This is a genomic window from Aminobacter sp. P9b (assembly GCF_045345995.1).
GTDB classification, from domain to species: Bacteria; Pseudomonadota; Alphaproteobacteria; order Rhizobiales; family Rhizobiaceae; genus Aminobacter; species Aminobacter niigataensis.
The window spans coordinates 73,147-94,519 of the sequence record NZ_CP150083.1 but is presented as its reverse complement, the minus strand read 5'-3'; the positions used below and the strand labels follow the sequence as shown (position 1 = coordinate 94,519).

The following is a 21,373-nucleotide window of genomic DNA, read 5'->3' as shown; positions in this document are numbered from 1 at the left end:
TCCGACCGACGCCGCGAGGAATACCTAGCTTGAATACTAACCTAGCTCAGGGCCTCGTGAACGATCTCGATTTGCGTACCTTTTCAATGCGATTTACGTTGCGGCAACTCGCCTACTTCGTGGCTGCGGGCGAGGTGGGCGGGGTTACCCTTGCGTCGGAACGCATCAATGTCTCACAGCCTTCGATCTCGGCTGCGATTTCGCAGCTGGAGGCCGAGTTCGGTCTCCAGCTCTTCGTCCGCCATCATGCGCAGGGATTGTCCCTGACGCCGGCCGGTCAACGTCTGTTGCACGCGGCCAAGGCGCTTCTGCAGCAGGCGGAGGACCTTCACGGCATTGCCGACGAAGTGGCCAAATCGGTTTCTGGCCCGCTGCAGGTCGGCTCGTTCCGTACCCTGGCGCCGATGCTCATTCCCGAGTTGTGCAAGGGGTTTCTTGCGCAATACCCCGCCGTGAAGCTGCAAGTCAGCGAAGACGATGAGGCAGCGCTGATCGCCAAGCTGCGACGTGCCGAGATCAACCTGGCGCTGACCTATGCGATCCATTTGACCGACGACATCGCCTTCGAGCCCCTGGCCGAATTGCCCACCTACATTCTGCTGCCGGCCGATGATCCGCTTGCCAACGAAAAATCGATCGAGCTGTCCGTGCTGGCGGAGAAGCCTTTCATCCTGTTGGACATGCCGCTGAGCAAGGAATACTTCCTCAATCTGTTCGTGACGCATGGCATTACCCCGAACATAACCGCGCGATCGGTCTCTCCTGAAACGGTTCGCAGTTTCGTGGCATGCGGCTTTGGCTATTCGCTCATGACGGCGCGTCCCATGAACATGGCAGCCGTCAACGGAAAGCAGCTCGCTTACGTACCACTGGCGGGAGACCATCCCCCGATGGTGCTCGGCATTGCCACGCTCAAGGGCTTGCGCAAGACGCGAGCCACCGAGAGATTCGAAGAGCATTGCCGCGAGCTCATGACCACGGTCAATCTGCCGGGGATGGCGCCGATGCGCTGAGGCGCTATGCGGCCAGGTCGTCGGCCAGCCTGCGAAGCATCGACATGCACTGGGTCATCTGATCGAGGCTGATGAATTCGTCGGGCTGGTGGGCCTGGCGAATGTCGCCGGGTCCGCAAACGACTGTCGGGATGCCAAGCCGTTCGTGAAACAGCCCGCCCTCGGTGCCGAAGGCTATTTTCCCGAGTTTGCCGCCATTGGTGTGTTTCTGGATTTCCCGAACCACCGCGGCGTCAGGCTGGGTATCCAGGCCGGGGTAGGCGTTGACGATTTCAAGCGCGACACCGGTGTCGCGAAAGCGCGACTGCGCATGGCTTGTGAGTTCCATGGCGCGCTCGGCCAGGCGGTCGAGCAGCGGCTGCGCATTGTCGGTTGGAATGTTGCGGATCTCGAAGTCGACGCTGCAATGGTTGGGCACGATGTTGAGCGCGGTTCCGCCGTTGATCATGCCGACGTGAACCGTCGTGAACGGTACCGTGAAGTCCGGGTCGCGTGCGCCACTTGCGAGCAGTTCGTCCTGCAGCGCGCGCAGCGTACCCACCATGTCGGTGGCAAGATGAATGGCGTTCAGCCCTTCCGGTGCATGGCTGGAATGGCACTCGCGCCCGGTGCAGTTGATCCGGCCCGCGACCTTGCCCTTGTGCGCGACCACGGTCTGCATGCTGGTCGGCTCACCGATCACGCACATCGAAGGGCGATAGGATCTGTTGGCCAGAAGGTCGATCAGCCGGCGCACGCCGACGCAGCCGATTTCCTCGTCATAGCTGAAGGCCAGATGCAGCGGACGGCTGAAGCTGCGGGCCGCATATTCCTCGAACAGCACCAACACGCAGGCGATGAAACCCTTCATGTCGGCGGTTCCGCGCCCGTAAAGAAGCTCGCCCCGCTTAGCCATCCGGAACGGATCGTTGCTCCACGCCTGGCCTTCCGTAGGCACGACATCGGTATGGCCCGACAAAAGCACGCCTGCAACCTCGGCCGGTCCGAGCGTCGCATAGATGTTGGCTTTGGTCCCTTCCTGATTGTGCACGATGTCGGCCGTGATGCCGAGCCTGGCCAGGAAGTCCCTGACGAAGTGGATCAGGTCGAGATTGGAGGCTCGGCTGATGGTCGGGAAGGCGATAAGCCGATCAAGTATTTCCGTGGCGCGCTGAATGGACATTGATCCCGAGCTATGGCTCGTTGAAGTTGGCCCTAGCTAACCGACCGGCCCGCATCGGCGCCATTTGGTTTTTCCGAAGCAGAAGATCGTAAAGTCCACCGGCCGGGGGCTGCGGGCGGCATCTGATCGTATTCGCCGTTCTTCAGCTTAGTCTTTTGCGAATGGCACTCTCGCGGACGCCCCCTTAGCCTCATTCCAGCACCTCAAATATTGCTTCGGGGTGCGGCGAGGGGCGGGAAATGGAAATTCGGTTTCGACGTGAGCATGACAGCCTTGGGCATGTAGATGTGCCTTGCGATGCCTTGTGGGGGCCTCAAACGGAACGCGCACGCGCAAATTTCCGCATCTCCGGCATGACACTCAGCCGCTTTCCGCATGTCATCGTGGCGCTCGCCATGACCAAGCAGGCTGCGGCTCGTGCGAATGCACGTCTTGGTTTTCTGTCACAGCAAAAGTGCGACGCAATCGAAAGCGCTTGCGATGAGATCATTGCCGGCCGACATTTCGATGCCTTTCCGCTCGATCCCATTCAGGGCGGTGCTGGCACGTCGGTGAACATGAATGCCAACGAGGTCATCGCCAATCTTGCCAATGAGAAGCTTGGTGGTGCGCGCGGCGCCAACGAGCCGGTTCACGCCAATGACGACGTCAACCGTTCACAATCAACCAACGATGCCTATCCGACCGCCGTGCGCCTGTCGCTGCTTCTGGCTCATGGCGACCTCGAACGGGCGCTGCGCTCGCTGGTCGGCTCGTTCGAGGAGCGGTCAGCCGCTTTCGCAAAGATTGCCAAGCTGGGACGCACCCAGCTGCAAGACGCGGTGCCGATGACGCTCGGTCAGGAGTTCTCGGCGTTCGCCACGGCGTTGAACGAGGATGTCGCCCGGCTCCGCGAGATGCTGCCGCTTGTGGCGGAGGTAAACCTCGGCGGTACGGCCATCGGCACCGGCCTGAACGCGCCCAGGGGGTATTCCGAGATCGCGCTGGGCGAGCTGTCGGCAATCAGTGGTCACAAGTTGACGCCGGCCGCTAATCTGGTCGAAGCCAGCTGGGACATGGGCGCCTTCGTCCTGTTCTCCGCCATGCTGAAGCGGCTGGCGACAAAGCTCTCCAAGATTTCGAACGACCTGCGCCTGCTGTCGAGCGGTCCTCGCGGCGGTCTTGGCGAAATTCGGTTGCCGGCAGTCCAGCCCGGCTCGTCGATCATGCCGGGCAAGGTCAATCCCGTCATTCCGGAAGTCGTCAATCAGGTCTGCTTCCAGATCATCGGCAATGACATCGCCGTCACCATGGCGTCTGAGGCTGGCCAGCTTCAGCTCAACGCCATGGAGCCGCTCATAACGTTCAACCTGCATTTCTCCATGCAAATGCTCGAGGCCGCGATCCGCACGCTGGACGAGCAGTGTGTGCGGGGCATCGAAGCCGACAGCGCGCGCTGCTGGACGCATCTCGAAGCGAGCGTAGGTTCAGTTACTGCCCTGGTGCCGCTGATCGGCTATCGCCGCAGCGCCGAATTGGCCAACGACGCGCTTCGGCTCGATAGAAAGGTGGCCGAGCTTGCGGTGGAGCGCGGTCTGGTCAGCAGCGAACAGGCAGCCTCGATGCTTGACCCGATGAGCTTGGCCTTTCCAGCGTGATTGGCCCTTTGGCGCCGTTGATCAGTTTATCCGATGCCGGGGCCCGATATTCACGAATGTACTGAAGCCAATAGCCTTGTCACAACTGCACGGCAGGAAATCGCAGGATGTGATCCTCAGGCGCCAGGATGGTGAGGCTGTCGGTCCCTGCACCTAAATCAACAACAGCAGGGATTTGCAGTGACAGTTTTGCCGAAGACGATGAAAGCGGTAGTGGCGTCCCATCCCGGCGGTCCGGAGGTTCTGACGCTGGTCGAACGGCCGCTGCCTCAGCCGGGGGCGGGCGAAGTCCTGGTCCGCGTCGAGGCCGCCGGCGTCAACAGGCCAGACATCATGCAGCGCCGCGGCGCGATTCCTGTGCCGGCGGGTGTCACCGACGTTCTCGGCCTGGAAATCTCCGGTGAGATCGTTGCCGTGGGTCCCGGCGTCGCGCCGTCGATGGTGGGGACATCGGTTGCAGCACTGGTATCCGGCGGAGGCTACGCCGAATATTGCCTCGCCCAGGCGGGGCATTGCCTGCCGCTTCCAGCGGGCCTGGACCACGTCGCCAGCGCGGCCCTACCTGAGGCGGCCTTCACGGTCTGGCACAATCTTTTCGAACGCGGCGGAGTCGCTCCGGGCGACACGGTGCTCATCCACGGTGGTGCCAGCGGCATCGGAAGCTTGGCCATTCAGCTTGCGCGCGCTGCGGGAGCAACCGTCCTGGCCACTGCCGGTGGTCCGGAAAAGACGCATTTCGTGCGCGAATTGGGGGCCGACGTAGCCATAGATTATCGCAGCGAGGATTTTGTCGAGATCGGCCGAAGCATGACCGGTGGCCGCGGCGTGGATGTCGTGCTGGACATTGTCGGCGGCAGCTACATAAAGCGCAACCTCGCGGTTCTGGCGCCCGGTGGCCGTCATGTCAGTATTGCCTTCATGGAAGGCGCTGTCGTGGAGGTCGACTTGACCGCCATCATGATGAAGGGCCTCACTTTGACGTCCTCTACAATGAGACCCAAATCCATAGACGAGAAGAGCCGGCTGGCGCGAGCGGTTGAGCGGCATGTCTGGCCGCTGGTCGCGAAGGGGAAGGTGGCACCGCCCATCTTCAGGACCTACCCGCTACATGAGGCCGCCCAGGCGCATCGCCTGTTGGACGAAAACGCGAACATGGGCAAGATCGTGCTCAGATGCGGCTAGTGGTTTGCAGCCCTTGATGTCAGGGCGCGGACGATTGCGCGCGTCCAGACGATACGGCTTGTCGCTTTCCTCGACAGTGTCCGTGAGCCCGCCGCGGCCGGCATGAAGGCGCACAATGACTACCTCCGCGCCGGCATCAGCGACGATGCGGCGCAGGACGTTCGAGTCGTAGGTCGGCGCCGATGGGCGGTCATTCGGGTGAAGCTAGGGAGCAGATAGCTTTAGGAAAAATATTCGATTATAGCGTTGGCAATGAGTTACCGGATCGAATCCTTGGTCACGGAACAGCTGTTCGGCCCGGCCATGCGGGCGACCGAGGCGCTGGTCCGGCTCGACGAGCGCATCGCCCGCTCGCCGGTGGCCAAGGGCTTTGTCGAGCGCAGCCATTTTGCCGATGCGGCCTCGTCGCTTTGGCTCGATGGCGAGCTGGTCCATGTCGAGGACCTCGTGCTGCACGATGCGCATATGGATTTGCGCGCACCGACGCACGAACTCACGCGTGCCCATGAAATCCTGCGCCTCAGGCGCCAGATCCTCAGCAACAGGCCGGACTGGGCGCTCGGCCGCGAGGGTTTTGCCGTGCTGTGCGGGCGCGGCGCCGCGCCGGTCGTGCCGAAACCGCAAGGGCAGGTGGCAACACACGAAGGCGGCGATGCGGAGGAGGACGACGATGGCGACGATCGCCTGAGTGCCGAACTGGCCGCGCTCGATGCCGCGCTCGGCCGTGCGCAGGCCGTTCTCGACCAGGCGCTCGCCACTCCGCAGGCGTCGAACGACGACACCTCTCGTCGCAGCACGACCGCGGATGAGAAGAACCCTCTGATCTACGATGCCGATTGGGATGAGCCGGCGCGGCTTGCCGAGTGGCAGGCGGCGCTCGCCGCAAGCGAGGGCCTGCCGGCGCTTGTACGCGCCGCCATCGCCTACGATGCGTGGACGGCGATCGCGCCGCTGCAGCATGCGCCGTGGCTAGGGCGCCTGCTGGTTGCGGCGCTGCTGCGCCAGTCGGCGACGACGACTGCGCATCTTGCGGCCCTGCATGTCGGCGCACGGACGATTGCGCGCGAGCGGCGGTTTGCGCGCGACCGGACGACGCGGCTGGTGGCGTTCCTCGATGGGGTCCACGAGACCGCCGCGGCCGGCATGAAGGAGCATGACCGGCTGGTGCTCGCCAAGGCGCAGATGGACCGGCGGCTCAAGGGCCGGCGCTCGACGTCGCGTCTGCCCGAGGTGATCGCGCTGGTGCTGTCGCGGCCGCTGGTCAGCAGCGGCATGATCGAGAAGGAACTCGGCGTGACCACCGCCGGCGCGCTCAACCTGATCGGCGAGCTCGAGCTGCGCGAGATCACCGGCCGGGGCCGGTACAGGGCCTGGGGCGTGATTTAGCTGCTGCTGGTTCTGCGTCCTCAACCTCTCAAAGAGATGAAGACGAGCCGCAGCACCCCTTAGACTAGCTCCTGCTTTCGGCCGTGCCCGATGATCCTGAAAGCCGATTCTCGGATGCCTCTTCAGGGCTCGATCCGGCAGATGCCGATACAGTGCACCGCGCCATCGAAGGAAGCGCAGCGCGAGGTGCTTAGGGCCGGTGACAATCGCCTCGCGTTGGCGAGTTCAGGGTCCCCCACCTCAAGGCTGGCGAGCGCGCAGCTTTTCATAGCGCTTGATCAGGCGGTCGCGCTTCAGTCGGGAAAGGCGCTGGAGCCAGAAGGTGCCGTCGAGCTGGTCGATCTCGTGCTGATGACAGACGGCCAGCAGGCCATCCGCCTCTTCCGTTTTCTCGTTTCCGTCCAGATCCTGGTAGCTGATTTTGACGCTGGCATGGCGTTCGACCTGCTCGACGACGCCCGGCATCGAAACGCTACCTTCCTGATGCTGAATTTTGTCGGGTGAAGCCCAGGTGATCCTGGGATTGACGTAGACACGCACGCCGTTGCCCGGTGCAAGCTCGAGCACGACCACTCGCAGCGGGATGCCGATGTGCGGCGCGGTGATGCCGATGCCCGGCGCCGCGCGCATCGTGTCGAGCAAGTTATCCGCGAGCCCGCGCAGGTTCTCGTCGAAGACGCTCACCGGTGCTGCCACCGATTTCAGCAGCTGATCCGGGAATTTCACGATCGGTCGGATCGCCACCTTGTCGTTCTCCCTGGCACTTGGGGGACAATCAGTCGGGATCTGTCGCCACCGCTGTCCCGGTTCGCCGGCGCATGACCTAGCCGCTTTGGGTGAAGCTTGCCATGGCTAAATTGTGGTGGGAGCTCGGCCCGGCGAGGCCGGCGCGATCGCTGACCTGCGATTTGAAATGGCTGCGACGGGCGTAGGCGGCCCAGAACTTCTTTCCCACAGCCGACAGCGGACCGAGTCATGCCGAAAGTTCATGACGTAAACCGCCGCGCTTTGAATTCTGACCTTGACAGAATTCTCAAAAGTTCCGTATATCGAAATACAAATCCCTATATAAGGAATTTATCGATGAAGGCGATCCTGTTTCACGAGGCTATCTGTCCGGCGGGGACAAGCTGGGACCAACGCTTGGGCGAGATCAGCGACGAGGTGGTTCTCGCGGAGGAGAACGGCTTCCACGCTTATGCCCAATCCGAGCATCATTTCGCCAAGGGTGAAGCGATCATTTCAGCGCCGGAGGTCTGCCTGGCCTACGTCGCGGCGCGCACGAGCAAGATCAAGTTGCGCATTTCCTCCGTCAATTTTCTGCCATTCAACCACCCTCTGCGTGTCGTGGAGCAGGCGGCCACGCTCGATATCCTGTCGGGCGGACGCTTCGAGCTTGGCGGCGCCCGGTCGAACAATCCGTACACGCTCGAGGCTTTCCGCATCGACCCGTCCCGCACGCGTGAATACCGCGATGAGTTCCTGAACATCATCGGAAAAGCGCTGACGGAGGAATGGTTTGAGTACAAATCGGATCTGTACGACATTCCCAAGCGGCGGATTTCGCCGTGGACGCCCTCGCGCCGTCCCATTCCCGTCCACCTCTCGGCAACGAGCTCCGAGTCCCATGAGCAGGCAGGTGCTGCCGGCTGTGGCGTGATGTCAGGTCTCGGCATCCTGGGCTGGGACTATGTCCGCAACTGTCTGGAGGCTTATGAGCGCGGGATGGCGAAGGCGGAGCCGGTGGTGGGTTCCATCACGTCGCGTTTCGCGACCTTCTCCGTCGGCACAAGTTGCCACGAGGATTCCAAGCGTGCCCGCGAATTGACGCGCAAGAACACGATCGACTTCTTCAAGGTGATCATCGGCTGGATGACCAAGCTCGGTCAGACCGCCGAGGGTTACGAGTATATGAGCCGCATTCAGGAGGTTAAGGAGAATGCGGAAAACATCGACTTCCTGATCGAGACGTCGCCCTACATCATGGCCGGCAGCCCGGACGAGATCCTGAAGACGGCCCGCAGGCTCTACGATATGGGCGTCGACGATCTTATCTGGCGCGTTGATGGAATGGGTCACGAAACCAACAAGGCGACCATCGAGGCGCTCGGCAAGCACGTCATTCCCGTCATGGAGACCTGGCCGGATCGTCGCCCAGAACAACGCTTCGGAGCTGCGCTCTGATGAATCGGTTCGCCGTGGCAGGTCCTTCGCAGCATCTGACGCAGAACTGGAACGTCACCAAGCCGTCTGCGTCTGGCTCGAATGGCGTCGTCGTCTCCCAATCCCGGGAGGCGAGCCTCGCTGGTTGCGCCATGCTCGAGATGGGCGGAAGCGCTGCCGACGCCGTGGTTGCCGCCGCGCTCGTTCTGGCGGTCGTGGAGCCATGGAACAGCGGGCTCGGCGGTATCGGCTATGCAGTGATACGAGAACCCGACGATGCCGCCTGGTCGCTCGACTTTGGGCCGGTGGCCCCGGCCGCGGTGGAAATCGCCGACTACCCTCTGAGCGGGGGCTCGTCTCCGGAGATTTTCGGCTGGCCAAAAGTCGAGGGCGACCGGAATGTCCACGGTCCACTGAGCTTTTGCGTGCCGAAGGCCGTTGCCGGCCTGGGACGGCTTCATGATCGCTTCGGACGTCTGCCTTGGGCGGATGTCGTCGCTCCAGCCGTCGCCTGCGCCAAAAGGGGCATGCCGAAGGATTGGTTCTCGACGGTCAAGATCGCCCAGATGGGACACCTGTTGCGGCAGTACGAGGAGGCCGCACGGATCTATCTTCCGAACGGCTTGCCACCTGTCGGTGCTGAAAAGGGCAACCCGTCGTTTCTCCCGCAAGGCGCTCTTGCCAGCACCCTGGAGATGCTTGCGCGAGACGGGTGGCGCAGCTTCTACGAGGGGGAACTGGCCTCTCTTTTCGTTGACGATCTGGCAGCCGTGGGATCACGGATGTCGTCCGCGGATCTGCAGGCGGCCGACGCTTCGTTTGACGCTGCCGAACACATGGACTGGGGAGGCCATCGCCTCTTCCTGCCATCCTCCGATTGCGGCGGCGGCATGTTGCGTGAGGTTCTACCGGAATTGACGGTTCCCTCGGCCCGGAATGCCGAATGGTTTTCCGATCTGGCTGGTGTCCTCACGCAGGCTTCACGCCGGCGGATCGAGGGGATCAAGGCGGAAAACGAGCGTCAAACCTGCACGACGCACCTGAACGCGTGCGATTCAGACGGGCTGACGATCGCCTTCACGACTTCCTTGCTCGGTTTGATGGGCAGCGCAGTTGTCCTGCCCAAGACTGGCGTCCTCATGAACAACGGCATGATGTGGTTCGATCCGGTACCTGGCAAACCGAATTCGATCGGTGCCGGCGTTCGCCCCCAATCGAACATGTTGCCAGTGATCTGTCGAACCGCCGCGGGCGACATTCTCAGCCTCGGTGCCTCGGGTGGGCGGCGGATTCTGCCGGCCGTGCTGAGCCACCTGGCGGATCTCGCGGTTTTCTCCCTTACCCCGGAGGAAGCAGCGCACCTTCCGCGGATCGACGTTTCCGCGACCGAACAGATTGTCGTCGACCGACGCATCGCCGAGGATGTCAAACGAAGGCTTGCGGAGATCAACAACGTCACGGTTTGCGAACACGCCGCGGCGCCGCTCAACTTTGGATGCCCATCCGTCCTGAAGATCACAAATCATGTCGCGACAGGCCAGCCGGATGTAATGACGCCCTGGAGCGCGGCGTGCGCTGCAAGAGACATGAACTGAACCACAGCACGACCGATACAAACTGAGGAGGAAAAATGACGATCTCACGTGTGCTATCGACCAGTTTGATGGCGGCCACATTCTTTGGCTTCGCATCAGCCGCAAGCGCCGAGCCGGTGCGCTTTGCCTGGCCGTCGGCTATCAATTCCGGCGTCGCGCCGCTCGTCTTCGCCGAAAAGCTTGGTCTTTTCGAGCGAGAGGGCCTGGAACTGGACATTGTCGTCTTGACGGGTTCGGGCGTGATCGTCCCGCAACTGCATGCCGGAGCCATCGACGCCGCCTATTCCGGGCTTGAACCCGCCATCCTGTCCCATCAGCCGAACGCAGCCGATCTCGGTGTCTTCTTCATCTACAACTACATTCCGAACTCGATCTGGGAGCTGGCGGTTCGTGAGGATTCGGACATCAAGTCGCTCGCCGATTTGAAGGGGAAAACGATCGGTGTTCTTGCGCTAGGCTCGTCCAACGTGCTGACCACAAAGGCAATCTTGCAAGGGGCGGGGATTTCTCCCGACGACGTCAGCTTTCAGGCCGTGGGCGTCGGCGCCGCGGCATACGAGGCTTTGAAGAGCGGCCAGATCGACGTTCTGAACCTTTTCGACACCGCACATAAGCGGCTCGAGCTTGCAGGAACGCCGATCCGCTTGCTGGAAATGCCTGGAAACTTCGCCGGGTCCAGCCATGGGATTTCCATCCTGAAGTCCGGCTATGCCGAGCGCAAGGACTACTGGACGCGTTTCGGCCGCGTGTTGGCCGAGTCGAACGTTGCCTGCCAGGCAAACATCGAGGGCTGCATTCGGGCTTACTGGGAGGCTTATCCCGAACTTGCGCCGACTGCGGACAAGGAAAACGCGGCCCTCGAGACCGAGAAGAAGGTTCTCGAAGCGCGCCTGGCCAAGCTGCTCGATATCCCGGGTCAGTACGGTGAATTCTCGAAGGGCGACTGGACGAGCCTAGTTGAGGCTCTTGAACTGGGCCGTCTCGTGTCGGACCCCAACGTATCGTTGGATCTCTACTATACCAACGAGCTGGTTCCCGCCTTCAACGACTTCAACAAGGACGACATCGTCAAGCTCGCCAAAGAGGTAAAGTAGTGCCAACGGCCTTGACCGAAAACCCCAACCTTGCCGGCTCGTTTCTTAGCCTTTCCAACGTCGGCGTCACCTATTCCACGAGGCGCGGGGAAACCCGCGCCATCGACAACCTCACCCTGGAGGTCGAGGACGGGCAGTTCGTCGCCGTGCTGGGTCCTTCCGGTTGCGGCAAGTCGACGATGCTTCGGCTCATAGCAGGCTTGCTGAAGCCGACCCTTGGCCAGCTCCTTTTCAAGGGGCAGGAACTGGACGGTCCGAACAAGGAAGTCGGGATCGTGTTCCAGAACCCGACGCTCCTGCCTTGGAAGACGGTTCGGGACAATGTGATGATGCCGATCCGGGCGCTGAAGCTCCCCGCGGAGAAGTACAAGGACTGGTGCGACGAACTCCTGGAGATCGCAGGCCTGACAGACTTCGCGCTGGCCTATCCGCATGAACTGTCGGGCGGCATGCAACAGCGCGTAGGCATCTGCCGCGGCCTGATACACAAGCCGAAGCTGCTGCTCATGGACGAGCCTTTCGCGGCGCTGGACGCCATGACGCGTGAGCATATGGGTGCTGAGCTCCAGCGGATCTGGATGAACACGCGCAAGTCGGTATTCTTCATCACCCATTCGATCCAGGAGGCGATCTTCCTCGCCGACCGCATCGTCGTTCTCTCCGCCCGTCCGGCCCGGGTGGTCGAGATTATCGACGTGAACCTGCCTCGTCCTCGCAACGCCGACACCCAGTCCCTGCCGGAGTTCGGGCAGCTCAGCAGCCATCTGCGCGCGCACTTTCTCGGGGATCACAAGAACCAGACGGACGCAAGGCCATGAGCGCAATCAGACGATACCTTCCGCCTTTGGTGACGTTCATATTGATCATCGCCGCCTGGGAGTTCGCTTCCCGGGGGCCGGACGCGGCATTCATCCTTCCCAGGCCCTGGGCAGTGGTGCAGTCGCTGATCGACGGTTACATCGTTCGCGGCACACTCTGGGAGCATCTCTTCACGACGCTTTTCCAGACGATTGTCGGCTTCATCATTGGCTGCGTGGTCGCGGTGGTCCTGGCGGCCCTGGTCGTCGAATTCGAGATCGTCGATCGCAGCATCTACCCCTACATCATCGCGCTGCAGTCGATGCCCAAGGTCGCGCTCGCCCCGCTGCTGATTGTCTGGTTCGGCTTCGGCATGGCGAGCAAGGTCGTGCTGGTGGCGCTGATCTGCTTCTTTCCGATGTTCGTCAACGCGGTGACCGGACTGCGAAGCGTGCCGATCGAACTTGTCGACCTCTACCGTGCCTTCTCCGCAAGCCGCTGGCGGATGTTCTTCGAGATCAAGATCCCGACGGCGCTGCCCTCGTTCTTCGCCGGATTGCAGATCGCGGTGGTCTTTGCACTGCTGGGCGCGGTCGTGGGCGAGTTCATCGCGTCCCAAAAGGGCCTGGGAAGCGTCATCCAGGCAGCCTCCGTGTCGTTCAACCTTCCGATCGTCTTTGCCTGCATCATCTCGCTGTCCTGCCTGGGTGCCGTGATGACAGCCCTGGTCCGTTTCACATACAGGCGCGTCGTCTTCTGGCAGCGCACCGCAACCAAGGGAGACAGCTAATGGGCATGCCTCTCCGCGTCGTCGCCCTGGTCGGAAGTCCTTCGCGACCATCTTCCACAGCCGCAGTCGTCTCGCAGATACTCAACGAACTCCCCGACAGCATCGGCAGGACGCTGGTTTCTCTGAACGACATCCCCGCCGAAGCGCTCTTGTCGGGGGACTTGAACGAACCGACCTTGCAGGCGGCCATCGAGGCTGTCGAGGCCGCCGATGGCGTCGTCATCGGAACCCCGATCTACAAGGCTTCGCTGTCTGGTCTGATGAAGTCGTTCATCGACACGCTTCCCCAGTACGGCATGGCCGACAAGGTCGTCTGGCCCGTCGGAACGGGGGGATCGCTGGCCCACGCGCTGGCGCTCGACTACGGCGTGCGTCCCATCCTGCAGTCGATGGGCGCCCGCCACATCATCCAAAGCGCCTTCTTCAATCCCGCCGACCTGACCGTGCCGGAGGGGGGACGCTGAAGCAGCATCTCGCCGGCAATCCACGATATGTCGAGGCGCTGCGTCACTTCGTGATTGCCGTCTCGGCATACCGACCGCTTCCGTTCCTGGGCCATCCCCAGCCGGACCGCGCCGGAACGGTGCCGAGGAACTCGGCATGACGGTCGCCCTGTCCTCAGCGCGAACGGGTGCCAACCTGCAGACCGATCCGGCGATCTTCGACCGGATCATCGAGAACGGCCGCAAGGCTCGGCCCGAATGGCGCGGCATGCCTGTCGAGGCCCGCGCCAGGATACTCACCCGTCTCGCCGAACTGATCAGCGTCGAGAAGGAGCGGTTCGCCCAGTTGCTGATCCGCGAGGTCGGCAAGCCTTTTGGGGAAGCCCGAGCGGAAGTCGACGCTTCGGTGCGGATGCTGGAATACTTTGCGGGCTGGCCTCTTTGGGGTCGGACCGCTCAAGTCGGTGCGGTTTCAAGCCTTCCTGAAGGGGGAGTCTTTTTGAAGCCGCAGGGGCTGGTCGGGCTGATCACCCCTTGGAACTACCCGCTGTCCAGTCCGGCCCAGAAGATCGCGGGTGCCCTGGTGACTGGCAACGTCGTCATATGGCGTCCGTCGCCGCTCTGCCAGGAGACGTCGGCTCTGGTTACCGATCTCGCGGTGCGGGCTGGCCTTCCCGACCACGTCTTGACGCCGCTCTACGAACAAGGCTCGGACTTGGCACGCCGCCTCGTGGCCGACCCGCGTGTCCAGGCGGTCAGCTTCACCGGTTCGACCGCCGTCGGACAGCAGATCCGCCAAACGGTGCTGCAGCGGCAAGGCGCGATCCAGTGCGAAATGGGCGGCAAGAACGCAGCTGTCGTAGCGGCGGACGCGGATCTTCGGCACGCTGCCCGGCGGATCGCCTATGGCGCCTTCGGTTTCGCGGGGCAGAAGTGCACGGCGGTTTCGCGCGTCTATGTCGAGCGTGCGGTCGCCGACGCGTTCCTGGGTCTGTTGTCTGAGGCGGTGTCCGCCCTCGGGTTCGGCGATCCCCAGAGCGAACGGACAGTCGCCGGTCCGGTGATCTCCAGTGACAAAAGGCGGGAACTCGACAGTGTTCGCGAGGCCGCGCTGGCACGCGGCATCCCCCAGCTCCGTTTGGAACTGACGACGGTCGGCGACAGCACGGGCGGCGCCTTCTTCGCGCCGACTGTGTTTCACGACGTCCCGCGTGACGACGACCTCATGCGCAAGGAATTCTTCGGCCCCATCCTCGCCGTGACGCAGGTGTCCGATCTGACGGATGCGATCGCCTGCGTCAACGATAGCGACTATGGGCTGGCTGCGTGCATCTTTACCACCGACCGGGCCAAGGCCCGCCGCTTCGCGGCAGAGGCGGAGGTCGGCACCGTCAAGATAAACGACTCGACCCCCGGCCTGTCCGTCGGCCTGCCCGCGGGCGGTTGGAAGGGCTCCGGCGCCGGCGTCGGCGAACTCGGCGACGAAAGCATTCGATTTTTCACACGTTCGACCGCCGTCATCGGTTGAAGAAAACTGCGAGCGAAAGCAATGGCATACGATCCGATCGAAACCTGGAAGACAATGCAGGTCAAAGTCTGGCCGGAAGAGTACTATCTCGTTGACCTTCCCGTCGAACACCTGGCCGTGGCCGTTTCGGCCCTCGAGAAGTCGACCGCGAAATATTGCACCGTGACGCGCGACCAGTTCGGCTTCTCGCTGGTGATCGACGTCGAGACATGGCGCGCGCTCGGCATTGCGTCGCTCGAACGCAAGCATTTCGGCCCGCTCAAGGTGCTTTCGACGAATTCCGAGCTGCCGTTCGACGTGCCCGGCTTCATCCGCACGGCGCTCGAGCCGGTCAACGCTCGCAGGCTGAAGGCCGCGCCCGTGTGCGGCCTGCGCGCCGACCACTTCTTCACCGGCGCCGATCAACTCGACGAAGTGGTGGCGATCTTCGAAACCTTCAGCGGCGGCGTTACCCATGGGTAAGGCCGCCTTGCGCGGAGGTGGGGATTGGCTGGAGGTCGTCGAAGGCAATCTCCCTTTCATCGTCAGCCTGCCTCATACCGGAACCACGGTTCCGGACGAGTTTGCGGCAGGGTTCGCCAACACAAAGCTCACGACACGCGACGCGGACTGGCATCTGAATCAGGTCTTCCGGCCGATCCTGCCCGCCGGCACCACGGTGGTCCGGACAGATATCTCCCGAAGCATCATCGATGTGAACCGTCCCCCGGACGGGCAATCCCTTTATCCAGGTCAGGCCACCACGGGGCTATGCCCGACCACGGACTTCGACGGGACGCCACTTTACCGACCCGGCTCCGAACCTGCGCCCAACGAGATCGAGTGCCGTCGTCGCCTGTTCCATGAGCCCTATGCCCGAGCGTTGGGCGAGCAGATCGAACGCCTGCGCGCAAGGCACGGGCGGGTCGCGGTGCTGGATTGCCATTCGATCCGACCGCGCATTCCGCGCCTTTTTGACGGCACGTTGCCAGGCCTCAACATCGGCACCGATGACGGCCGATCCTGTTTGCCGCGGGTGCAGGCGAAGCTCGAGGCTGTTGCCGAACAGTCGCCCTTCACCTGGGTATCGAACGGCCGCTTCAAAGGGGGATGGATCACGCGTCATTTCGGCAACCCAAAGGCCGGAATTGATTCCGTTCAGATCGAAATCGCCATGAACGCTTACCTTCTCGTCCGCGACGAGAACGACTATGGCGCGCCGGAATACGAGGCTGACGGCGCGCGCCTTCTGCAGCAAACGCTATCCCCATTCATCGAGGCGCTTCTTCAACCATGAGTGACATGTCTTCCGCATTCGGCGAAGCCGCTTTCGAGCAGGTGAATCTCAATCCGTTGACGCCGCTTAACCGCTACAAGTTCCTGACCGCGTCGGTCGTGCCGCGGCCCATCGCCTTGGTGTCGACAATAGGACCGACGGGTCTAGTCAACGTCGCCCCGTTCAGCCAGTTCATCATCCTGTCGGCGACGCCCCCGATCCTCGGCATCGTGTCGGGCCAGTACAGCGACGGTATCAAGGATACCCATGCGCACATTCTTCGCACGCAGCAATTCGTGATTAACGTGGTGGACGAGGATCTCGCGCAGGCGACGCAGGCGTGTGCATTTCCGTTCCGCTCAGACCAGAGCGAAGCCGAGATCGTCGGTCTGGACACGCTGGATTGCACGACGATCGACGGACGACGCCTTGCTGCCTCGCCGATGTCGTTCGAGTGCCGGTTGCAGCGCACGGAAAGGTTCGGGGAAACGGCTACCCTGATTGCCGGCGAGGTGGTGGCGGTGCATGCGCGAGCCGGTCTGGTATCCGGGCATCGGGTCGATCATCGGAAGCTCAAGCCGCTCGGGCGCATCGCCGGCCGCAGCTACTGTCGCACGCGCGAAGTGGTCGAGATGCCCGACGGTTTGGACGATCCGTATCGTCAGTACGGACGCGAGCTCCGGTCCTGACGGCGACGGTGGCGGGTACCGCGTGCCCGGCGTCGCTATTGCCGGCGCACACGGCGCGCGAGATAGTCATCTCCGAATCCGCTCTGAACGGCGCTCAAAAAGATATTTGTTTCCGAGACTTGTCGTTCAGGCGCGACCATGATCTTTGGCCGCCGGACTCTCCGCATGACGCATGAACAGGCAAGGTCAAAGTGTCGAAGGACAGCGAAAGCGAAACATTTCTGCAAGAGACCGGTCCCGCCGAGCGCAAGCAGGACACCAGCACCAGTCTTGTTCTCGCGAACGGCCTGGATGTCCTGTCGCTCGTGGCCAAGACGAACGGTGAGCTGAGCCTGCGCGAGATCGGGCATATTCTCGGCCTCAGCTCCACGGTTACGCACAGGCTCGTAGCCACCCTTCGCCATCGCAACTTTCTCGAAAAGAACCCCGCGACCGGCAAGTACATCATCGGAATCGAAAGCTACCGTGTCGGCCAGAGCTACACCGAAACAATGAAGACCGAGGCCGTGGCCAAGCCGATCCTGCAGGAGGCTGGTCAACGGCTAGGCGTCAACTGCTTCCTGGGCGTCCGCAAGGATACGAGCATCGTCTACCTCTATGACTTCTCCGCGGCGCGCCGGAGCAGCATCAGGCTGGCACCCGGTACGGAGGTGCCCCTGGTCGCTACGGCGATGGGGCTGTCGATTCTGGCGGACTTGTCCGAAGCACGTCTCAAAGAGTTCAAGGATCGCGTATTTCAAGACAATGCCGTGGGCGAAACCTTTCTTGCTGAATTCGATGCTCAGATAGAGTTCGCGCGAAAGAATGGTTATGCCCTGATCAGGAGCGAACTCTTTCCGGGAGTTGTCACTGTCGGCGCGAAGATAGCGCAGGGCCATAGCGACATTGAAGCAGCCATCAGCTTTGGATTGCCCTCGGACGCTGCGTCGGAAGCGCATTTGGCCAAGCTGGGCGAGAGCATACTGGCAACGGCGCGCCGCATAGAACAGGCTCTCACGAGCTGACACAGACTGGGTAAGCCGGTTCGCCAAGGCTGGTCGACGAACTCGAGCGGCGCGAGAGTACCGGCCGGGGCAGGTGCCGCGCCTGGGGCGTGGTGCAGCAAAATTTGACTGGCCTGACGATCCAATAACTGGTGCGGTTGGAACGCTCGGTCGCGCCCGTGGCGCCAACGCTCGCCTGCGAAAATCCTGATCTCGTGGCGACTATCATCAACGGATGGTCTTTTCCAGCGTTGCGCACTTCATTCGCAGTGGCGCAGCGGGCGGGTCGTGCGCAACGCAACGGCATCCCACGTTTTCCTCGGACGTAATCTGCCTGTCACAATGGCCGGCTAGGAGTCGCGCATCCAAACAGTTGGCAAGCGCAATGGTCACCGACGAAATCACAACAAGGCTGGTAATACGTATTACCCGGATAGGGGAGCTGGGGCTATGACCCGACCCCGTTCCGACAAGCTCAACACCATCACGTCGCGCGATGTTGCCCGGGCGGCCAACGTGTCCCAAGCGCTGGTCAGCCGCGCTTTCAGCGGCAATGGCCGGATTGCGGCAGACACGCGGGAAAGAATCCTCAAGGCAGCCGCAGAGATCGGATGGCAGCCCAATGCGCTGGCGGCGAGCATGGTGACGGGCGATGCACCGCTGGTCGCGGTGATCACCACCCGGCTGAGCTTCGACTGGCGCGCCCAGGTGCTCTCGCATCTGTTGAAGGCGTTCGAGGAGCGCCACCTGCAGCCACTGCTTTTTCACGCCGAACGCGACGAGGAGGTCGATCGCCTGCTGGCCGAGACCATCAGCTGGCGCACGCGCGGCGTCGTCGTGACGGCCGGCGTGGTGCAGAAGGCGCGGGCCGAGGCGATCCTGTCGCGCGGCCAGTTCCTGGCAGCGCTCAACCGCCCGGCAAATCACGAGCGGGCCTTTGCCATCGCAACAGACAACAGGCTCGGCGGCCGCCATGCGGCGACGGTGCTGGCCGACGAGGGACGGCAACGCCTTCTCGTCCTCGCCGGACCCGCCGACAGCTGGGCCAGCCGCAGCCGCACCGAGGGTTTTGTCGCCGCGGCACGTGATCGCGGTATCGAGCCCGAAATCTGGTGCAACGACGCGATGTCCACCGACGCAGGAGGTGCCTGCGCGCGGCGGCTGCTCGAATTGCCTGCAGCCGGGCGTCCCGACGCGGTGTTTGCGACAAACGACGCGCTGGGGCTGGGGTTTATCGACGGACTCAGGTCGAGCGCGCTTGGAATTCCCTCGGACCTGTCGCTGGTCGGCTTCGACAATCTGCCGGCGTCGGCCTGGGCGCCTTATCGGCTGACCACGTTCGAGCAGCCTCTCGATACAATGGTGGCCGCCGTTGTCGGCCATATCGAAAATCACCGGCAATCCGAGCTGCATACGGCGAGTTCGGTGCCGACCCCGAGCGCCGACGGCGTCATCTACTGCCCACCACAGCTGATCATCCGCAACACCACAAGGGGGCAGAAATGAACCTCGAACAACGTCTTTCGCTGGCTAACACTCTTGTCGCCGAAGCCGGCAGGCTGGCTCTTGCCGCCTATGCGGCTCCGTCTATCGAAGTGTCGAGCAAATCTCCCGGCGACCTCGTCAGCGAAACCGACTTCGCCATCGAACGCATGATCCGGACGGAAGTTGGCAATGCCTTTCCGCACGACAACATCATCGGCGAAGAGCTGGGCGGCGGAGCGTCGTCGGCCGGCTACACCTGGTTGATCGATCCCATCGACGGCACGGTCAATTTCGCTCGAAGGCTTGGCTATTTCTGCATCTCGCTGGCGCTGTTGTCGGATGGCCGGCCTGTTGCAGCCTGGATCCTCGATCCGGTTCAGAACGAGCTGTTTCACGCCGGCCCGGATGGCGTCGTCCGCGTCAACGAGGCCGAGGTCTCATGTTCGCAGGAAACCGATCTCCTCGAAGCCGTGATCGGCCTTGGCTTCTCGTCACGCCATGGCTCGGAAGTTGCCGCCAATGTCATCGCAGGCCTCACGGCAGTGGGGACCGAGCATCGCCGCCTGGGAGCCGGTGCGCTTTGCCTCGCTCATGTCGCGGCCGGGAGGCTCGAGGGCTACCTCGAACCGCACATGAACCCCTGGGACGCGGTGGGCGGGCTCTATCTCGCCACCTGTGCCGGCGCGGTGACCGGCCACTATCTCGAAGCCGACGGGCTTGCCGCCGGTGCCCCGGTCTATGCCGTGGCACCACTGCTGTCCGAGCAATTGCTGGCCGCGCTGCCAGCTCCGTTTTCCGGCACTCCGCTTCATCGGGAAAATGAGCCGCGGAGCACCGGAAAGGTTGCGAACTGATCGCAATGCCTCACCCCAACGTGGAGACTAGACAATGAAAGCCTTGGTGACGGCGTCCATCGCCATCCTGCTGAGCACTGCCGCCTACGCGGTCGAACCCACAGGCTCGGACAAGTTCAACACCGATCCGGGTTTCGATCTCGGCACACTGAGTGCAGACAATTTCTATGATGTCATCGTTCCGCTGGCGAAAAAAGAGGGAACGGTCACGTTCTACGACTTCACCGACTCGTTCGGCCCGCTGTTCAACGACCGTTTCATCCCCGAATTCGAGGCCAAGTACGGCATCAAGGTCGAGTATGTCCGGGGCGAGGACAAGGCTGCCAACCAGCAGCTGATCGCCGCCCACAATTCGGGTTCCAAGGCTCCCGCCGACGCCTATTTCGTGAGCTCGGGCAGCCTGCCGCTGCTCGGGGGCGAAGGCGTGGTCGCCAACGTGCCGCTGCACAAGCTGCTGCCGAGCGGTGCAGCCCTCGATCCGGCTATCGCCACCGTTACCAGCGGCATCGACCACGGCGGCACCTTCCTGCCGTTCCACCGCAACCAGACCGGCATCATCTTCGATACCCGCACGGTGCCGGCGGATACGGTGCCGACCAATCTCGATTCGCTTGCCGCCTGGGCCAAAGCCAATCCGGGAAAATTCGTCGTCACCTCGCCGGCCGGAGGTGGTTCGGGCAGCGGCCTGATGCAGGCGATTGCCTTTGCCAAGGTAACCGACGCCGCTTGCCGCGAAACCTTCGTCCAGTGGAACATCACCAAGACGGAAGCCGATGCCTTCGCCGCCAGCGACTGCATGACGCCGGTCTGGGACTACTACAAGGATATCCTGCCCTCGATCGAAGTGACCAACGGCAATTCCGACACGCTCAACCTTATCGCCAACGGCGCCGGCGCCATCGGCACCGCCTGGGAAGACATGGCCTATGATTTCACCGGTCGGGGCCTGCTGCCACCAACGGTGCGCCAGCAACTGCTGGAGGAAGGCCAGGTTGGCGGCGGTGACGGCCTGTTCCTGCCGGTCAACGGAAGCAACCCGGCGGCCGGGCTCCTGATGCTCGATTTCCTGATGAGCAAAGAGATCCAGCTCGAGAAGCTGTCGGCAGTGGGATCGCGTTCCGCCCGCACCGACATCGACCCCGCCCAGAGCTTCACGCCAGAGCAGGTCGCACGGCTGATCCCCACCGAGCAGTTCAAGGAGCGGGCCCTGGCGCGCATGCCGGCGGTCCTCAACGACCAGTTGGCTGCCTACTTCACCGCCAACGTCCTGCGCAAATAACTCTCCCCCTCCCCAAAGACAGCGGCGGTGGTGCCTT

The 21,373-nt window shown here is 62.6% G+C and carries 21 protein-coding genes; 19 read left to right on the top strand and 2 right to left on the bottom strand.

Annotated features, from left to right (window positions below; genetic code table 11):
• The first annotated feature begins 56 nt into the window (after positions 1–56).
• Entirely contained in the window at positions 57–1,013 is a 957-nt protein-coding gene (locus WHT83_RS24585) for a LysR family transcriptional regulator (protein WP_268738225.1), read from the top strand.
• 4 nt (positions 1,014–1,017) lie between these two features.
• Here WHT83_RS24585 and argE read toward each other — a convergent pair whose 3' ends face one another.
• Positions 1,018–2,175 carry an acetylornithine deacetylase gene (gene argE, locus WHT83_RS24580; protein WP_341878557.1) on the bottom strand — a complete coding sequence of 386 codons (1,158 nt, stop codon included), beginning with the start codon at positions 2,173–2,175 and terminating at the stop codon, positions 1,018–1,020.
• Between the two features lie 239 nt (positions 2,176–2,414).
• Here argE and WHT83_RS24575 point away from each other — a divergent pair, with 239 nt between their 5' ends.
• The 3 genes from WHT83_RS24575 (at position 2,415) to WHT83_RS24565 (ending at position 6,380) form a co-directional block, all read left to right on the top strand.
• Entirely contained in the window at positions 2,415–3,812 is a 1,398-nt protein-coding gene (locus WHT83_RS24575) for an aspartate ammonia-lyase (protein WP_341878556.1), read from the top strand.
• A gap of 201 nt (positions 3,813–4,013) precedes the next feature.
• Positions 4,014–4,994 (top strand): NAD(P)H-quinone oxidoreductase, encoded by a 981-nt coding sequence (locus tag WHT83_RS24570; RefSeq protein WP_341878555.1) that lies wholly within the window; start codon positions 4,014–4,016, stop codon positions 4,992–4,994.
• Between the two features lie 252 nt (positions 4,995–5,246).
• Positions 5,247–6,380 carry an RHE_PE00001 family protein gene (locus WHT83_RS24565; protein ID WP_341878554.1) on the top strand — a complete coding sequence of 378 codons (1,134 nt, stop codon included), beginning with the start codon at positions 5,247–5,249 and terminating at the stop codon, positions 6,378–6,380.
• A 240-nt stretch (positions 6,381–6,620) separates the two neighbouring features.
• Here the strand turns inward: WHT83_RS24565 and WHT83_RS24560 are convergent, their stop codons facing one another.
• A complete protein-coding gene (locus WHT83_RS24560; protein WP_341878553.1) occupies positions 6,621–7,124 on the bottom strand; it encodes a peptide deformylase in 504 nt (167 codons plus the stop codon).
• Between the two features lie 339 nt (positions 7,125–7,463).
• Between WHT83_RS24560 and WHT83_RS24555 the strand changes: the two genes are divergently transcribed.
• The 15 genes from WHT83_RS24555 to WHT83_RS24485 all read left to right on the top strand — a co-directional run bounded on the left by WHT83_RS24555 (position 7,464) and on the right by WHT83_RS24485 (position 21,336).
• The gene (locus WHT83_RS24555; RefSeq protein ID WP_268738220.1) at positions 7,464–8,564 is read left to right on the top strand and encodes an LLM class flavin-dependent oxidoreductase; all 1,101 of its coding nucleotides are present in this window, start codon (positions 7,464–7,466) and stop codon (positions 8,562–8,564) included.
• Positions 8,564–10,138 carry a gamma-glutamyltransferase gene (locus tag WHT83_RS24550; protein ID WP_341878552.1) on the top strand — a complete coding sequence of 525 codons (1,575 nt, stop codon included), beginning with the start codon at positions 8,564–8,566 and terminating at the stop codon, positions 10,136–10,138. Before WHT83_RS24555 ends, WHT83_RS24550 begins: the two co-directional genes overlap by 1 nt.
• A gap of 116 nt (positions 10,139–10,254) precedes the next feature.
• Positions 10,255–11,232 (top strand): ABC transporter substrate-binding protein, encoded by a 978-nt coding sequence (locus WHT83_RS24545; protein WP_406874074.1) that lies wholly within the window; start codon positions 10,255–10,257, stop codon positions 11,230–11,232.
• 11 nt (positions 11,233–11,243) lie between these two features.
• A complete protein-coding gene (locus WHT83_RS24540) occupies positions 11,244–12,050 on the top strand; it encodes an ABC transporter ATP-binding protein (RefSeq protein WP_404801313.1) in 807 nt (268 codons plus the stop codon).
• Positions 12,047–12,820, top strand: coding sequence for an ABC transporter permease (locus WHT83_RS24535; protein ID WP_318764299.1), 774 nt, complete (start codon positions 12,047–12,049; stop codon positions 12,818–12,820). The genes WHT83_RS24540 and WHT83_RS24535 overlap by 4 nt, the downstream gene beginning before the upstream one ends.
• The gene (locus WHT83_RS24530) at positions 12,820–13,284 is read left to right on the top strand and encodes an NAD(P)H-dependent oxidoreductase (protein ID WP_341878550.1); all 465 of its coding nucleotides are present in this window, start codon (positions 12,820–12,822) and stop codon (positions 13,282–13,284) included. The genes WHT83_RS24535 and WHT83_RS24530 overlap by 1 nt, the downstream gene beginning before the upstream one ends.
• 136 nt (positions 13,285–13,420) lie before the next feature.
• A complete protein-coding gene (locus tag WHT83_RS24525) occupies positions 13,421–14,791 on the top strand; it encodes an aldehyde dehydrogenase family protein (protein WP_341878549.1) in 1,371 nt (456 codons plus the stop codon).
• A 21-nt stretch (positions 14,792–14,812) separates the two neighbouring features.
• Complete coding sequence (locus WHT83_RS24520) at positions 14,813–15,253, top strand: hypothetical protein (RefSeq protein ID WP_341878548.1); 441 nt, start codon at positions 14,813–14,815, stop codon at positions 15,251–15,253.
• Positions 15,246–16,067 (top strand): N-formylglutamate deformylase, encoded by an 822-nt coding sequence (hutG, locus tag WHT83_RS24515; RefSeq protein WP_341878547.1) that lies wholly within the window; start codon positions 15,246–15,248, stop codon positions 16,065–16,067. Before WHT83_RS24520 ends, hutG begins: the two co-directional genes overlap by 8 nt.
• Entirely contained in the window at positions 16,064–16,735 is a 672-nt protein-coding gene (locus tag WHT83_RS24510; RefSeq protein ID WP_183263824.1) for a flavin reductase family protein, read from the top strand. Before hutG ends, WHT83_RS24510 begins: the two co-directional genes overlap by 4 nt.
• Positions 16,736–16,926: 191 nt before the next feature.
• Complete coding sequence (locus WHT83_RS24505) at positions 16,927–17,739, top strand: IclR family transcriptional regulator (RefSeq protein WP_183263823.1); 813 nt, start codon at positions 16,927–16,929, stop codon at positions 17,737–17,739.
• A gap of 29 nt (positions 17,740–17,768) precedes the next feature.
• Positions 17,769–17,867, top strand: coding sequence for a helix-turn-helix domain-containing protein (locus WHT83_RS24500; RefSeq protein ID WP_183264001.1), 99 nt, complete (start codon positions 17,769–17,771; stop codon positions 17,865–17,867).
• A gap of 301 nt (positions 17,868–18,168) precedes the next feature.
• Positions 18,169–19,224: a LacI family DNA-binding transcriptional regulator gene (locus WHT83_RS24495; RefSeq protein WP_341878545.1), complete on the top strand. Its 1,056-nt coding sequence runs from the start codon at positions 18,169–18,171 to the stop codon at positions 19,222–19,224.
• Positions 19,221–20,057 (top strand): inositol monophosphatase family protein, encoded by an 837-nt coding sequence (locus WHT83_RS24490; RefSeq protein WP_341878544.1) that lies wholly within the window; start codon positions 19,221–19,223, stop codon positions 20,055–20,057. The genes WHT83_RS24495 and WHT83_RS24490 overlap by 4 nt, the downstream gene beginning before the upstream one ends.
• A gap of 34 nt (positions 20,058–20,091) precedes the next feature.
• A complete protein-coding gene (locus tag WHT83_RS24485) occupies positions 20,092–21,336 on the top strand; it encodes an extracellular solute-binding protein (RefSeq protein ID WP_341878543.1) in 1,245 nt (414 codons plus the stop codon).
• The last annotated feature ends 37 nt before the right edge of the window (positions 21,337–21,373 follow it).

Coding starts and splice junctions, on each gene's coding strand:
- argE (WP_341878557.1), bottom strand. CDS start 2,175: ATGTCCATTCAGCGCGCCACGGAAATACTTGATCGGCTTATCGCCTTC.
- WHT83_RS24575 (WP_341878556.1), top strand. CDS start 2,415: ATGGAAATTCGGTTTCGACGTGAGCATGACAGCCTTGGGCATGTAGAT.
- WHT83_RS24570 (WP_341878555.1), top strand. CDS start 4,014: ATGAAAGCGGTAGTGGCGTCCCATCCCGGCGGTCCGGAGGTTCTGACG.
- WHT83_RS24565 (WP_341878554.1), top strand. CDS start 5,247: ATGAGTTACCGGATCGAATCCTTGGTCACGGAACAGCTGTTCGGCCCG.
- WHT83_RS24555 (WP_268738220.1), top strand. CDS start 7,464: ATGAAGGCGATCCTGTTTCACGAGGCTATCTGTCCGGCGGGGACAAGC.
- WHT83_RS24550 (WP_341878552.1), top strand. CDS start 8,564: ATGAATCGGTTCGCCGTGGCAGGTCCTTCGCAGCATCTGACGCAGAAC.
- WHT83_RS24535 (WP_318764299.1), top strand. CDS start 12,047: ATGAGCGCAATCAGACGATACCTTCCGCCTTTGGTGACGTTCATATTG.
- WHT83_RS24530 (WP_341878550.1), top strand. CDS start 12,820: ATGGGCATGCCTCTCCGCGTCGTCGCCCTGGTCGGAAGTCCTTCGCGA.
- WHT83_RS24525 (WP_341878549.1), top strand. CDS start 13,421: ATGACGGTCGCCCTGTCCTCAGCGCGAACGGGTGCCAACCTGCAGACC.
- WHT83_RS24520 (WP_341878548.1), top strand. CDS start 14,813: ATGGCATACGATCCGATCGAAACCTGGAAGACAATGCAGGTCAAAGTC.
- hutG (WP_341878547.1), top strand. CDS start 15,246: ATGGGTAAGGCCGCCTTGCGCGGAGGTGGGGATTGGCTGGAGGTCGTC.
- WHT83_RS24510 (WP_183263824.1), top strand. CDS start 16,064: ATGAGTGACATGTCTTCCGCATTCGGCGAAGCCGCTTTCGAGCAGGTG.
- WHT83_RS24495 (WP_341878545.1), top strand. CDS start 18,169: ATGACCCGACCCCGTTCCGACAAGCTCAACACCATCACGTCGCGCGAT.
- WHT83_RS24490 (WP_341878544.1), top strand. CDS start 19,221: ATGAACCTCGAACAACGTCTTTCGCTGGCTAACACTCTTGTCGCCGAA.
- WHT83_RS24485 (WP_341878543.1), top strand. CDS start 20,092: ATGAAAGCCTTGGTGACGGCGTCCATCGCCATCCTGCTGAGCACTGCC.